The 13,704-nt window shown below is 40.7% G+C and carries 13 protein-coding genes; 4 read left to right on the forward strand and 9 right to left on the reverse strand.

The genetic code is table 11. The features are described 5' to 3' along the window. Nucleotides 1-158: 158 nt before the first annotated feature. From PVE40_RS10915 to gndA, 3 genes are all read right to left on the reverse strand, one after another. Nucleotides 159-1,658: a sensor histidine kinase gene (locus PVE40_RS10915; RefSeq protein WP_274731968.1), complete on the reverse strand. Its 1,500-nt coding sequence runs from the start codon at nucleotides 1,656-1,658 to the stop codon at nucleotides 159-161. Nucleotides 1,659-1,671: 13 nt separating this feature from the next. Further along, on the reverse strand, nucleotides 1,672-2,382 hold the full coding sequence (locus PVE40_RS10920; protein ID WP_274731969.1) for a response regulator transcription factor: 711 nt from the start codon (nucleotides 2,380-2,382) through the stop codon (nucleotides 1,672-1,674). Between the two features lie 159 nt (nucleotides 2,383-2,541). Then, nucleotides 2,542-3,975: an NADP-dependent phosphogluconate dehydrogenase gene (gene gndA, locus PVE40_RS10925; RefSeq protein ID WP_274731970.1), complete on the reverse strand. Its 1,434-nt coding sequence runs from the start codon at nucleotides 3,973-3,975 to the stop codon at nucleotides 2,542-2,544. A 171-nt stretch (nucleotides 3,976-4,146) separates the two neighbouring features. Between gndA and PVE40_RS10930 the strand changes: the two genes are divergently transcribed. Then, nucleotides 4,147-4,278 carry a DUF4044 domain-containing protein gene (locus tag PVE40_RS10930; RefSeq protein ID WP_274731971.1) on the forward strand — a complete coding sequence of 44 codons (132 nt, stop codon included), beginning with the start codon at nucleotides 4,147-4,149 and terminating at the stop codon, nucleotides 4,276-4,278. A gap of 63 nt (nucleotides 4,279-4,341) precedes the next feature. Here the strand turns inward: PVE40_RS10930 and PVE40_RS10935 are convergent, their stop codons facing one another. The 5 genes from PVE40_RS10935 to rpmG form a co-directional block, all read right to left on the reverse strand. Beyond that, nucleotides 4,342-4,737, reverse strand: coding sequence for a rhodanese-like domain-containing protein (locus tag PVE40_RS10935; RefSeq protein WP_274731972.1), 396 nt, complete (start codon nucleotides 4,735-4,737; stop codon nucleotides 4,342-4,344). Between the two features lie 141 nt (nucleotides 4,738-4,878). Then, nucleotides 4,879-5,841, reverse strand: a complete 963-nt coding sequence (locus PVE40_RS10940; protein WP_274731973.1) for an ROK family glucokinase — start codon at nucleotides 5,839-5,841, stop codon at nucleotides 4,879-4,881. A gap of 36 nt (nucleotides 5,842-5,877) precedes the next feature. Beyond that, nucleotides 5,878-6,573, reverse strand: coding sequence for a rhomboid family intramembrane serine protease (locus tag PVE40_RS10945; protein WP_274731974.1), 696 nt, complete (start codon nucleotides 6,571-6,573; stop codon nucleotides 5,878-5,880). A gap of 35 nt (nucleotides 6,574-6,608) precedes the next feature. Beyond that, on the reverse strand, nucleotides 6,609-7,157 hold the full coding sequence (locus tag PVE40_RS10950) for a 5-formyltetrahydrofolate cyclo-ligase (protein WP_274731975.1): 549 nt from the start codon (nucleotides 7,155-7,157) through the stop codon (nucleotides 6,609-6,611). Between the two features lie 137 nt (nucleotides 7,158-7,294). Next, a complete protein-coding gene (gene rpmG / locus PVE40_RS10955) occupies nucleotides 7,295-7,444 on the reverse strand; it encodes a 50S ribosomal protein L33 (protein ID WP_274731976.1) in 150 nt (49 codons plus the stop codon). Nucleotides 7,445-7,661: 217 nt separating this feature from the next. On the opposite strand from rpmG, the gene PVE40_RS10960 reads away from it, so the two are divergent. Both PVE40_RS10960 and PVE40_RS10965 read left to right on the forward strand, forming a co-directional pair. Continuing rightward, nucleotides 7,662-8,030, forward strand: a complete 369-nt coding sequence (locus tag PVE40_RS10960) for a helix-turn-helix domain-containing protein (RefSeq protein ID WP_274731977.1) — start codon at nucleotides 7,662-7,664, stop codon at nucleotides 8,028-8,030. 14 nt (nucleotides 8,031-8,044) lie between these two features. After that, nucleotides 8,045-8,563 carry an MltG/YceG/YrrL family protein gene (locus PVE40_RS10965; protein ID WP_274731978.1) on the forward strand — a complete coding sequence of 173 codons (519 nt, stop codon included), beginning with the start codon at nucleotides 8,045-8,047 and terminating at the stop codon, nucleotides 8,561-8,563. A 217-nt stretch (nucleotides 8,564-8,780) separates the two neighbouring features. Here the strand turns inward: PVE40_RS10965 and PVE40_RS10970 are convergent, their stop codons facing one another. Further along, nucleotides 8,781-10,811 (reverse strand): penicillin-binding transpeptidase domain-containing protein, encoded by a 2,031-nt coding sequence (locus PVE40_RS10970; RefSeq protein ID WP_274731979.1) that lies wholly within the window; start codon nucleotides 10,809-10,811, stop codon nucleotides 8,781-8,783. 144 nt (nucleotides 10,812-10,955) lie between these two features. Between PVE40_RS10970 and PVE40_RS10975 the strand changes: the two genes are divergently transcribed. Then, a complete protein-coding gene (locus PVE40_RS10975; protein ID WP_274731980.1) occupies nucleotides 10,956-13,619 on the forward strand; it encodes a YfhO family protein in 2,664 nt (887 codons plus the stop codon). The last annotated feature ends 85 nt before the right edge of the window (nucleotides 13,620-13,704 follow it).

Here is a 13,704-nt window from a genome sequence, read left to right on the forward strand (position 1 = left end):
CAAAACTATATTTGACCATAAAAATACCCCCAAAAATTAGATTTTTTAGGTCTAACTTTTGGGGGTCGGGTCATTTTAGCACTCACTTGCACGCTTTCGGGCTTTTTGGTATAAGTGAAGCTTTTTTTAAGGCTCACTTGCACGTTTTTCGCTTCAACTTATTCTTCTGCGCTAATTTCTTGTTCTGGTAAGTAGTCTTCTTGGAAGGGTAATTGAATCCGGAAGATCGTTCCATGCCCCAAGACACTTTCTACCGAAATATCTCCGTGATAATTCTCTAATAGTTCCTTCGCAATGGAAAGCCCGAGACCGTGGCCGCCCTTTTCTCTCGACCGTGCCTTATCGACTCGGTAAAAGCGATTGAAAATCTTTTGCTGGTCTTCTTGGGACATTCCTTCACCAAAGTCTTGAATCGCAATTTGTACTTGCGACAAGGTTTCTGAAATAGAAATGTGGATTTCCTTACGATCAGTAGAGTACTTCACTGCATTATCCAAGAGAATGACTAAAATCTGTTCTAAGTGATTGCGATGAATTTGTATGTAGCGTTCTTGACTCATGTCATTATCAAAGTGGAATACGAACCCTGTATACAGCATCTTAAAATTATGGAAAACTTGCGTAACCACTTCAACTGCTGGGGTCATCTCGTTTGGATAATGCATTTGTACCTGCTCGGCGCGAGAAAGGTCTAGCATTTCTTGAACGAGTGTCTTCATACGGGTTATCTCATTTAGAGAAGCTTGCAGCGATTCATCCAACACTTGAGGATCATCTTTCCCCCAACGGTTTAACAATTTCAAATGACCTTCAACGATTGCAGTTGGGGTTCGCAATTCATGAGAAACATCTTCAACGAACTGCTTTTGTTGCGTTACATAACGTCCCATTTTGTCCAACAAGTCGTTAATCTGGTTCGAAAGGTCCGTCAATTCATCTGGACTGTTCGTGCTTTTAATTTTTATACGGCTCTTTGATAAGGTATCCTCATTAATCTCATTCATCGTATCCGTCATCTGTTTAATCGGACGGAAGAAGGTTAGCGAAAGGCCATACCCCAGCAAAATTGAAACCACAACCCCGGCAATAATCATCAAAAAGACGGTCTGATTAATATCTGCCATAAATTTGTGGTAATCAGTCAGGCGAAAAACAACTTGAACATATCCAAGTAAGACTGCTTTACTTTCCCCTACAATGGTGTCCTTCCCAATAAAGGCTTCTCGATTGTTAATAGTTACCTCTTCAAAAGTATAGCCGGAAATACGTTCAAAAGTTGTATTGGTAGGCTTGGATTCATAAATTAACTGTGCATCTGAATCAAATACCTGAATAATCGTTCCCTCTTGTGACCATTGATCTAAAAGAGGTATATTTTCAACTTTCAGAACCCCTCGACTGGTTGTCGAAACAGAGATTTTCTCCATTAAGCTCTCAACATTCTTATCAGTCAGGCGTGTATCGATTTGGCTTAGTGTGTCTGAAATCGAATGAACAAGGCTCTCCGCTTCTACTCTTTCTTTATCATGAAGTCGGTTTTGAAACGTCGCTAACATGATGGTGGTGAATACACTGAAAAAAAGTAAAAACGCAAGCATCAAGCGAAAACCCCACTTCCAACGGATGGAAGCAGAATTTCCTTTTTTTCTATTTGGCATGTCATTCATCCTATCAAGTGTTTGATGAGCGCATCACATATCCTGTTCCGCGGACTGTTTGGATGTAGCTTTCCTTTCCAGGTACATCGATTTTGTTGCGTAAATAGCGAATATAAACGTCTACCACATTGGTTTCGACTTCTGATTTATATCCCCATACTTTATTCAACAAAACATCACGTGATAATACGACATTAATGTTCTCCATCAAGATTAAGAGAAGCTCGTACTCGCGCTTAGTTAATTCAATTTGTTCATCGCCGCGTCTGACGATGCGATTTTCTTTCTCAATCACTAGATCACGGTAAGTAACCGTTGTTTGTTTTACTTTGCGTTGTTCTTCTTCAATTTCAACACGACGCAGTAATGCCCGAATACGAGCCAATAGTTCTTCAATTGCAAAAGGTTTTACAATGTAGTCATCTGCTCCGTGATCTAATCCAGATACCCGATCAATAACGGAATCGCGTGCAGTCATAATAATAATTGGTGTATTTTTGCTTGGACGCAAACGACGGCATACTTCAATTCCGTTTAATTCAGGCAACATTAAATCTAAAAGAATTAAGTCCCATTCAGAATTCAAAGCGGCATCCAAACCAGTACGGCCGTTATAGCAAATTTCGGTCTCATACCCTTCATGCTTCAATTCGAGTTCGATGAAGCGTGCCAAGTTCTTCTCATCTTCAATAATCAGAATACGTTGCTTCTCCTTTTTATCCATAGCGTTCTCCCTTATACTTCTTCATTTTATTTAACAATCTATCATTCAATTCTATTTTCATTCTAACATATCTCCCACGAAAAACGAATCTAGAATTATCAGAGGACATTCAAATAAACAGCAGGCGAAGCATTTTCGCCTGCTGTTATTCAAAAAACACTAGTCTTGAGGAACTTCTACTTCTTGATCCCACTCAAAGTGGTAGCTTCCTTCACGGTCTGTACGCTCATACGTGTGAGCTCCGAAGAAGTCTCTTTGTGCTTGAATCAAGTTTGCTGGTAATGTTTCTGCGCGATAAGAATCAAAGTAAGCAATCGCGGAAGAAAGAGTTGGTACTGGCACACCAGCAAGGACTGCTGTAGAAACCACTTTTCGTACGGATTGGTGATACTTTTCGGTTACTTCCTTGAAGTAATCGTCTAATAATAAGTTGTTGAGCTCAGGATTCTTGTCGTATGCATCCGTGATGTTTTGTAAGAAACGAGCTCGAATGATACATCCAGCACGCCAGATTTTAGCAATTTCTCCGTACTGAAGGTCCCATTCGTGTTCTAAACTAGCAAAACGTAATTGGGAGAATCCTTGCGCATAGCTCATGATTTTACTGAAGTATAGAGCTTGGCGGATGCTTTCTAGGAAGGCTGCTTTGTCTGCCTCTGAAACAGTTCCTTCAACAGTTGGCAACACTTTACTAGCTTCTACACGTTCTGTTTTTAACGCAGAAATGAAGCGAGCAAATACGGATTCCGTAATCAATGGAAGCGGAACTCCTAAATCTAATGCACTTTGAGAAGTCCATTTACCGGTTCCTTTATTTCCTGCTCGGTCTAAAATCACATCAACCATTGGCTTGCCTGTTGCAGGATCGTATTTCGTTAAGATTTCTGCAGTAATATCAATCAGGTAACTATCTAATTCGCCTTCGCTCCACTCTTGGAAAACGGCAGCTATTTCTTCTACGCTCATCTTCAAGTACTTGCGCATCATATCGTAGGACTCTGCAATTAATTGCATGTCGCCGTACTCAATCCCATTATGTACCATCTTCACGTAATGACCGGCACCATCTGGACCAATATAAGCCACACACGGTGTGCCATCTTCTGCTTTCGCAGAAATTTCTTCTAAAATAGGAGCGACTAATTCATACGCTTCTTTTTGACCGCCCGGCATAATAGAAGGACCCTTCAATGCTCCTTCTTCCCCGCCAGAAACACCGGTACCGATGAAGTTAATACCTGAATTTTCCAACTCTTTGTTACGGCGGATCGTCTCTTTGAAGAACGTATTCCCGCCATCAATCAAGATATCTCCTTGATCCAAGTGAGGCAGTAACGATTGAATCGTTATGTCAGTTGCAGCACCAGCTTGAACCATTAATAGAATACGTCGCGGTTTTTCAAGTGAGTCTACAAACTCCTCGATTGTATAAGTAGGCACTAATTTTTTATCAGGGTTTTCAGCAATTACTGCTTCTGTTTTTGATCCTGTACGGTTAAAGATGGAAACGGAATATCCTCTGCTTTCAATATTCAGGGCTAAGTTTTTACCCATTACGGCCATTCCGACTACACCAATTTGTTGTTTAGACATTTGTAACGCTCCTTTCATGATATACACATTCTTTTATAAGGTTAATCCTAACAAAAAAGGTCTGAAATGGAAAGCACACCCTTCTTGACCCGCACCTATTTCTTGAAGCATTTACATTTTTATCTATTTATTGTAAACTTAACAAGGAAATCTAGTAAAGGTGGGAGAAACGTGGCCAAAAAATCAAAATCCATGACATCTAAATTCCAGAAATGGTCAAAGATTGTTATTTGGATCATGTTACTAGCAATGGTCGGTAGTGCGCTCATTTCTGTAATCTATTCCTTATTTGTAAACCTATAGAAAAAAGCAAAAAGAGGTTGGAGATAACTCCTGCCTCTTTTTTAATAGGCTTTGGACGAATGATTACATCCCTTTTTTGATTTTACCATCCCAGTTATCATAACCGCCTTTAAGCACGTAAATCTGCTCAAAGCCATTCTTTTTCAACTGTGCGGCAGCACGACTGCTAAACGTTGTCCGTTGATCATAAAGATAAACGGGTTGGTCTCTACGGATCTCCACATACCGTTCTTTGAATTGTGTAAACGGAATGTTTCGTGCTCCTAGAATATGTCCAGCTTCAAATTCTGGACGTTCTCGTACATCAATGATTTGCACTTTTCTCATGTTTTGACGAAACTCGTCAGAAGTAAGTGTTTTTGCTGCACGTTTCCCCATGATAAAGCGGTAAAGTAAGTAAAGGCCGTAAATTAGCAGGCCTCCCCATAAAATAATGCGAAAAATATCAAAACCTGTCATATGTGTATTCTTCCATCCTTTCTAATCGATTCTATTCTATTTTACAAGAGAAGCGGCTTGAAAGCCATAAGTTTTTAGGAATCTAGGCTCACCCGATTAAAAAGACGCAACCTCCTTTTCTAGAGTTGCGTCTCCTTTGCGTTAACTTTGAACTTTTGCCAAGTACCCTGCACCGATGACTCCAGCATCGTTCCCAAGTTCTGCAATCTTAATGGAAGTTGTTTGTTGCACATTCGGGAATGTGAATTGGAGGAAATATGCCTCCACTTTCTTCATCAAGAATTCCCCTGCATTCGATACGCCGCCACCGATGACGATGTGTTTTGGATTCAAAATATTACCCAAATGACTGCAGGCAAGACCTAGATAGAAAGCAAAACGATCGACTACAATATTTGCTAAATCGTCGCCTTCTTTTGCTAAGTCAAAAACAACTTTAGAAGTTACTTCGCTGCCATCATCAATAAGTCTTTTCAATTCTGAATCCCCGGCATATAACTCCGCATATCTGCGAGTCAGATTTAAGACTCCAGATGCACTCGCAACGGTTTCTAAACACCCTTTTTTCCCACATGTACAATCAATTCCTTCAGGATCAACCGTAATGTGCCCTACTTCTCCACCAGAACCGGCTGTTCCGCGTACCAATTGGCCGTTCGCAATAATTCCGCCGCCGACTCCTGTTCCTAGTGTCAAGAAAACAACGTGGTCATCATCATTTCCAGCTCCACGCCACTTCTCACCTAGCGCTGCAACGTTTGCATCATTGTCAATAAAAAATGGCAATCCGATTGCGTCAACGATTTGTTTTTTAACTTCTACGGTTTCTTTCCAATTCAAATTGAAGGCACCGGTAACACTACCATCCGCCAAGTTGATGGCACCAGGCGAACCCATCCCGATTCCGATAAACTCATCTGTCGTCATTTGATATAACTTTAAATGATGACGAATTGAATCAATAATGTCCGGAACAATCTCGCTTCCTTCATTCAAAATGTTAGTTTGGATGCTCCATTTTTGTTGAATTTCGCCTTCTTCAGTTAGAATAGCTAACTTTACCGAAGTTCCACCTAAGTCAATTCCTAAAATCTTTTTTGACAAACTAAACGCCTCCTGCATCAATTCTACTTTTTGATATTAGTATATCATTCCGTTACGAATAAATCCGAACAGAATGAGGGATACGGCTAAAATAACATATGATAAAAACGTTTTGATTCGCGTTCCTCGATCAACTGCCACCATACCAGGCACGGAGATAAACATGGTCGCCAATCCACCACCAATGGCGCCTCCTAGGTGTCCCCAGTTATCAATCGATGGCGAGGCCAGTCCGTTGACAAAGTTCAAAATAATAAGCAACATGAACCCTTGCGCCATATTACGAATCGCATAATTATTCGGATAAAGACGTCCCAGAACCACCGCAGTTGCGAACAGGCCAAACAAAGACGTACTGGCACCTGCAGAGACTGCCTCTGAAAAAGCAAAACTAACGACATTCCCCATTAGTCCACCCAGTAAATAAATGAGCGCAAAACGGAAATTTCCATAAATGAGTTCTAATTGCGTCCCCAAAAAATAAAGGGTGATGCTGTTTAATAAAATATGCATAAATCCAATGTGGAGGAAAATAGGAGTCACTAGACGCCACAGCTCTCCCGCTAAGATTGCTGGGTTAAACTTCGCCCCAAAATTAATCAAAGTGTAAATATTGGTACTTCCCCCATTAATGGTCATGAGTAAAAAAGCAATTATTTGAATGGCTAAAAACGTATATGTTACGATGGTACGACGATTCCCAAACATACGCCGTAAAGTGAAATTTGTCATCTCGCTACCTCCAGTTATCTTTTTCTCATTATATGTTATTTCGTAGCAATGAACAATTTTTGTATGGGAATATCAAAGCTTTCTTTGATTTGTGCCACACTCGGTTGCAGTTGAAACGGATATAAAAGGGAGATAGTTTTTCCTGGATAATCGGCTAAGTACCGATCGTAGTATCCTCCGCCAAAGCCAACTCGGTATCCATCCTCTGAATAAGCTAAACCGGGAACAACCACCAGATCAATATGCTCTTTTGGCACTTCTTGGCAGCGATTCTTTGGTTCCAAAATTCCGAAGGCACTTCTTTCAAGTTCGGTTTCTTTTGTATAAGAATAAAAAGACAAGGTGCGTTTTTTCCCGCTATAGGGAATCACAACGTCTTTCCCTTCTGACCATGCAGCCTGGATGACTGCCTCTGTATTGACTTCTGAAGCGCTCGATAGGGTGATGGCAATCGAATGGGCAGAATGCCATTCTGCGCTGTTTTTTAACGAATGAAGCAGCTCCTCATTGTAAGCCTCACGTAATTCAGGAGACAATTGGCCTAACTTTTCTTTTATTTGTTTACGAATCGATTCTTTATCCATCGGGAAACCCCTTTCTTGAAATAAAAAAACGTGCATATCCCACTCTCTTTGACGGGAGTTCGGGACTTGCACGATAAACATCTATTCAGAGATAGAATAAATCCCCTAATCGATAAAAAACAACAGGAAACCTGTTGTTATTTTACTTCACGGTGAAGAGTAATTTTTCTCTCACGTGGGCAGTATTTTTTCAATTCCAAACGATCTGGGTTGTTACGTTTGTTTTTCTTGGAAAGATAGTTACGCTCTTTACATTCTGTACATTCTAATGTAATGTTCAATCTCATCATTCATACCTCCAAACATAAGAAATTGAAGACTTTTGGATCTTCTTGCAAGATGCATTGTACCAAAACCCAACCAGAATAGCTAGTATTGGATGGCAACAAAATCTATTATACACACTTTTCGCATGAAAAAAAAGAGAAAACTTGCAGTTGCAGAAACTTTCCTGTTTGATTAAAATATGAAAGAGCACTGTTTTGAATGGATTGAGGTGAAAATATGGATTTATGGCTGATTGTAATCATCCTTCTTGCAATCGCAATTATTTTATTAATTGTATCGTTTTTTGTAAAAGAAGAGGAATCTCCTCTGCTATCCCAGATTGGCGATTTTACGCTTCAAATGACGGAAGAAATGCACGAGCTGAAAACGAGAGTTACAAAACTTGAACAAGAAGTAGAGACTGAAGAGGCAGATGAGAAAGAGATACCAATAAAGAAATTAAATGCAATCACAAAACAACACATTGTTAAATTATTCCAACAAGGGAAAACTTATGATGAAATTGGTGAACAACTGGAGTTACCAGAGACAACCGTTCAATTAATCATTGATAATTATCAGGACACTTTGTCTACCGAGGAGTAAAGGAAGGAGCAGTAATGAAGAAAGAAGAATTGCGTTTTTTGGCACTGGGCTTTTTCATTTCCGCCCTTTTGTTAGCAGCTTTCCAACTGATTTCCCCTTCCCCTTCTGCTTCTACTGCCAAGGAAGAAGTTACAGAAAAGAAGGACGATTTCCAGGAAAAGTACGAAAGTTTGTTAGTAGAGCATCAACAATTAGAAAAAAGCTTAGAAAGCCAAGAAGAATCCACCTCTACTGAAGGAGAGACAGAGTCAGAAGTGGAGAGCGAAGAGAAACCGGAATCAGAGGAAACAGAAGTACCGGATGAGGAACCCTCTTCCGCTTCACCAACTTCTATCGTCTTCCTCGTCCATGATGGACAGCCTTCTTCTGTCGTTTTACAAAATTTATTAGAAGCTGGATTAATCAGTAGTCTGGAAGCTGCCGAACAGTACCTAACCGACCAAGACTTGATGACAAGAATTCAAGTGGGTTCATACGAACTGTCTCCTGAGATGTCGGATGAAGAAGTATTAACTGAAATTACCATTCAATAACGTATTTCAAATAAGGCAGCTGGGACTTTTCTCCCAACTGCCTTATTTTTTATTGCTTGCGTTGCGATAGCTTCCCCACTTTTTATCCTATCGCAACGAAAGATTGAGATAGGACTAACATTCAATATCCTGAAAGCTCCTCTATAACGAAAAGAAACCAAAAAAATACAAAAACAGCTATCGCCACCCCGGATGAGGGTGGCGATAGCTGTTTTATTTAATCCTTGATGCCAAAGTATGCATCAAATACTTCCTTCGCAAGTGGAATGGCGTGGTTCGTATCTGTACTTGTGTACGGCACTACTACTGCGACTGCGATTTCTGGATCTTCATAAGGCCCAAATGCAACAAAAGTAGTGTTGTATCCATCTTCATACTTTAACGAATCAATCGCACCTTGGTATTGTGCTTCCCCGGTTCCTGTTTTCCCTGCAATGCCGATTGGATAGTCGCCAAAGAACCTTGTAGAGTAAGCCGTTGGACTATGGGTTACTTGCCACATTCCTTGATGCACACGGTCCATTGCGGCAGGACTTACGTTTACTTGATTCATAACGATTGGTTCCATAACCGTTTCAACCGCACCCAGATTTCCTGTTGCATCTGTTCCACGAATTTCTTTTACGAGACGCGGTGCGTAGCGTGTGCCGCCGTTTGCGATTGTCGCAATGTATTGCGCTAATTGCATGGCTGTATAGTTATCAAACTGGCCAAACGATTCATCTAGCACGAGCCCCGGATTATTAGGACTTCCGAGGTATCCGCTTGATTCAAAAGGCAAATCAATTCCTGTTCGTACTCCCAATCCAAATTGAGCGAAATAGGAACGCATTTTTCCTAAGGTTGCTTCTGTATTCAAATCCAGTTCAGAATCCGGCTCATAAGTGTTAATTCCCGCCATGCGCAACGCAATCTTAACCATATAAGTATTAGAGGACTTTTCTAGAGCGGTGATGTCACTTACTGGCACTTGGCCGTATCGGTTAAATACCGAAGAAATCGTCTTTCTTTGAGCAAATTTCATTGGTTCATCAATCATGACATTATCATCAAGAGTCAACACACCGTCCATGTATCCGGCTAATACGGTCGCACCTTTTACACTAGACCCCATAATATAGTTCTCGTTCATGATGCCATGAACATTATCGGTAACCTCGCCTGTTGACGGGTTCCATTTCTTACCGGTCATTCCTAGCACTTCACCATTTTTAGGGTTCAATGCCACTATATAAACGCGGTCGTTCCAAGAATCGACACGGCTATTGAGGAAATTAGTCGCGATTTCTTCCAGTTTTTGTTGGAACTGAATGTCCACGCTAAGAATCAGGTGGTCCCCTTGTTTTCCGTTATAGGTCACAAGGGAGTTCAGGGTTTCCCCTTCTTGGTTGGTAATGATTTCTCGTTGTGCCTTGGAGCCGCGCAATACAGTTTCGTATTGTTCTTCCAGATAAGCATTTCCTACTCGGTCATTACGAGAATACCCTTTTGCTAAGTAGGCATTAATCATTGTGCTTGGTATTCCTGTTTTTTCGGAAGTAACTTCTCCCATAATCGTCCTCAACAATTCACCATGAGGATAAATTCGGGTCCAGTCTTTCGCTACATCCACACCCGATAACATTTCTAGGTGTTCACTTACAGTAGCTAGTTCTTCTTGAGTAACATCTACGTTTTTAATGTTCACGGTTGTTAGAGCCGTTGCACCATTCATTTGCTTGAAGATTGCAGCGGCTTGCTTTTCCTTTTCATCGAACTGGATATCCGCTTCGGTAATCTTTGCTAATTCTGCTTCATAAACTTCAGAACCAGATAGGAGCTTTTCTTTTTCAGACAACCGTTCTAATAATTCTTCGCGGTTTGTTGCTGCCCAGAAATCCTTCAAATCGCGCTCGGTTAAGGATTCTGCATCGACCTCAATCATGCTTGCTAATTTCGTCGCTGTTTCTGCCATTTTATCTGCTGTATCATTCGTTCCACGTGTATAAGTAATCGAGTGTTGTGCCTGATTTCCAACGAGTACTTCTCCATTACGATCATAAATTAATCCACGGGGAACTGATTGTGTAATCGTTGTTGTCTCGGTTCTCCTGACAATGGCCTCGAACTCTTCTCCTCGAACAATTTGTAGAAACCCTAACCGTACGATAATTGCTGAAAAGAGTAGAAATACAATGAAAAAGAGTAAATTCAAGCGAAATGGGATGTGTGACTTTTTCTTCCGACTTTTTTCTTTGTTTTTTGCCAACGTCTACACTCCTGTTTATTTTTTTCAATAATTCATTATAACAAAAAAGGCTCGTATTACAACGGAGAAAACAATGCAAATCTTTGCCTGCTATGTTATTTTAATATATATTGACCTGTACCGCTTAGTAGGAGGATTTCATCTATGACCTTTGAGACAGACACTACCAAAACAAATAAACATCTTCTGCTCTTGTCTTTTTTTATACCTTTTACAATTATGGCTATCATTTATGCGTTAATGGGCGTTTATCCTTTTGGCAATCAAACCCTCTTAACCATCGATCTAGGTCAGCAATACGTAGACTTCTATCGTTATTATCGCCATACCTTATTAAATGAACCAGAAGCGTTATTTTACTCTTTTGCGAAAGGAATCGGGGGAGAGATGATTGGACTATGGTCTTATTATCTAAACAGTCCGTTCAACTTACTCTTGCTGCTCTTACCGGATCGTTATCTACCGGTTGGGGTCACTTTATTAATGCTTTTGAAAATTGCATCCAGCGGTTTATCGTTTGCATACTTACTGATTAAAAAATTCTCGGGAAACAACTGGCTCGTCCCAACCTTTGCTGTTGCGTATGCCTTAATGGCTTATACAATTGTGAACCAATTAAACGTGATGTGGCTCGATGGTCTTGTCTTTTTGCCTCTTATCATTTTAGGGGTAGAAAAAATTGTAGACGGCGAAAAGGGCTTCTTCTATAGTTTCATGCTCGCTCTGATGCTGTTTTCAAATTATTATATCGGCTATATGATTTGTCTTTTTGTCGTTTGTTACTTTCTATTTGCGCTTGCAAAGCAACAGGATACCGTGATGATGCAGTGGACGAAGAAGCTGAAGTTTTTTGCTTCTCGTATTCTTCGCTTTGTCCTTTTTTCGCTGCTAGGAGGAGGTTTGGCAGCATTCTCCTTGGTGCCGAATTTCTACTCACTTCTAGGCGGAAAGGTAAGCTACATGAGCGATACCATCGACTGGACGTTGAAGTATCCTTTCCAAGAAATTCTCTCCAAGTTTTATATTGGTGCCTTTGATTTCGATCAAATGCCTACTGGACATCCTAATCTGTTTGTTGGGACGATCGCTCTGGTCGGCTTTCTCTTTTATTTCTTCAACCGTGCGATCCCATTGAAAGAACGAGTTGTGGCTCTATTGCTGACTATTTTCTTCTTCTTCTCAATGAACGTAAACATCCTGAATAAAGCTTGGCACGGTATGCAGTATCCCATTTGGTATCCGTACCGCTTCTCTTTTGTTGTGTCGTTTTTCTTTATCTTGAACGGTTTTCGCTCTTTACAGAAAATAAAAACCATTCCTTTATGGTTTGCTTGTACCCTGCTGATTCTTCAAACCATTAGTGCCTTGTATGTTTTACAAGAAGAATTTTCTTTTGTCATTCCTTTGCAAGTCCTGGTTACAGCCGTCTTTTTGATTGTTGTCCTCGTCTTATTCCTCTTAAGAGAAAAAGACTATGAATGGATGCCGGCCCTTCTCTTGGTTATTACAATTATTGAAATGAGTACCAATGCTGCGATTGACTTAACTCGGTTGAGTTATGTGAAGATGCGCCCTTTTAATGATTACCAATTAGTGCTGGATGATTTTATTGAGCCGATTCGTCCATCAGATGATGAGTTTTACCGGATCGAAAAAGTGTTCCAACGCTCAAAAAATGACAGCTTTCAATCAAATTATCCGAGTGCCTCTCATTTTAGTTCTACCTTCGAAAAGGAAATTCCAGAATTATATGGCAAGTTAGGTTTTCCAGACGGAAATGGATTTGTTTCCTACTCCTCAGGTACGCTATTAACGGATGCACTCTTTGGAATACGGTATATGGGAGAAAATAAACCCTTGTCCGAGAACTTAACTCAAAAAGACAACTTTTATCAAACTCGAGCAAATTCTACTCGTCCTGATTTACGTTATTATGAACCTTTTGTAGAGGCGTATCGAACTAAGACCTACCTGAACCCTCATGCTTTTTCTATTGCTTTTGCGGTACCAACAGAAGTGGCCACCTTGCAAATGCGCGATAATCATCCAATTGAGAATCAAGAATCATTGTTGCAAGCTTTAACGAATCAGAACTTTGCTGAACCGTTTTATCAAGAGGACCGCTTCCACTCAACGGTCATGAATAATATCGCGTCTTCCTTGAAAGGGTCGGTAAATCGCACCTACTTGAAAGAAGATAACGAAGAGGATGCTTCCGTAGAGGTTCAGTTTACTACTGAGACGACAGACCCATACTACTTGGTTCTTGATTCTCGCATCGACGACGATGTGGCTGAACTGAAGCGAAACGGTGAACTGCTTCACTACTACAAGACCTACCGCAACGATCAGATTATCAATATTGCCAGCGGAGAAGCGAACGAAATCGTTCGATTTGGTTTTCACTTCCTGGAAGATTCCTTGACGGTTCGTGATTTAGAGTTGTACCGCTTCAATACAGAACAATTTGAAGAAGTAGTAGCTGAACGAAAAGCTGGGGGGATGCTGGACTTGACCTCTTTCAGTCAAACCAACTTGATTGGTGACATTACGGTTGCAGAAGATGCGCCTGTTTTGATGACGACAATCCCCTACTCCGAGGGGTGGAGCTTGGAAATAGATGGAGTACGAGCAGAGACCTACTCTATTTTAGATGCCTTTCTTGCAGCTGACATTGAACCAGGAACGCATCAAGTAGAGCTTACGTACCGCCCGCCTTACTTAAAAGAAGGGATTTTATTATCACTTGGATCACTGGTCATCGTTCTTCTTAGCATCAAATATAAACCACGTACTCGGAAACATTAAAAAAGAGTCTGGGACAAAACCAGAAAAATGAATAAAGAAATAGCTCTCGCAGATCCCTTTTGGGGTGGCGAGAGCCATTTTTTTG

The organism is Jeotgalibaca caeni (assembly GCF_028863945.1).
Lineage (GTDB): Bacteria > Bacillota > Bacilli > Lactobacillales > Aerococcaceae > Jeotgalibaca > Jeotgalibaca caeni.

What these genes read in the sequence shown, in the direction of transcription:
- PVE40_RS10945 (WP_274731974.1), bottom strand. Translation starts at nt 6,573, where the DNA reads ATGACAAATTTCACTTTACGGCGTATGTTTGGGAATCGTCGTACCATC.
- PVE40_RS10950 (WP_274731975.1), bottom strand. Translation starts at nt 7,157, where the DNA reads ATGGATAAAGAATCGATTCGTAAACAAATAAAAGAAAAGTTAGGCCAA.
- PVE40_RS10935 (WP_274731972.1), bottom strand. Translation starts at nt 4,737, where the DNA reads ATGACAGGTTTTGATATTTTTCGCATTATTTTATGGGGAGGCCTGCTA.
- PVE40_RS10965 (WP_274731978.1), top strand. Translation starts at nt 8,045, where the DNA reads ATGAAGAAAGAAGAATTGCGTTTTTTGGCACTGGGCTTTTTCATTTCC.
- PVE40_RS10915 (WP_274731968.1), bottom strand. Translation starts at nt 1,658, where the DNA reads ATGCCAAATAGAAAAAAAGGAAATTCTGCTTCCATCCGTTGGAAGTGG.
- rpmG (WP_274731976.1), bottom strand. Translation starts at nt 7,444, where the DNA reads ATGAGATTGAACATTACATTAGAATGTACAGAATGTAAAGAGCGTAAC.
- gndA (WP_274731970.1), bottom strand. Translation starts at nt 3,975, where the DNA reads ATGTCTAAACAACAAATTGGTGTAGTCGGAATGGCCGTAATGGGTAAA.
- PVE40_RS10975 (WP_274731980.1), top strand. Translation starts at nt 10,956, where the DNA reads ATGACCTTTGAGACAGACACTACCAAAACAAATAAACATCTTCTGCTC.
- PVE40_RS10960 (WP_274731977.1), top strand. Translation starts at nt 7,662, where the DNA reads ATGGATTTATGGCTGATTGTAATCATCCTTCTTGCAATCGCAATTATT.
- PVE40_RS10920 (WP_274731969.1), bottom strand. Translation starts at nt 2,382, where the DNA reads ATGGATAAAAAGGAGAAGCAACGTATTCTGATTATTGAAGATGAGAAG.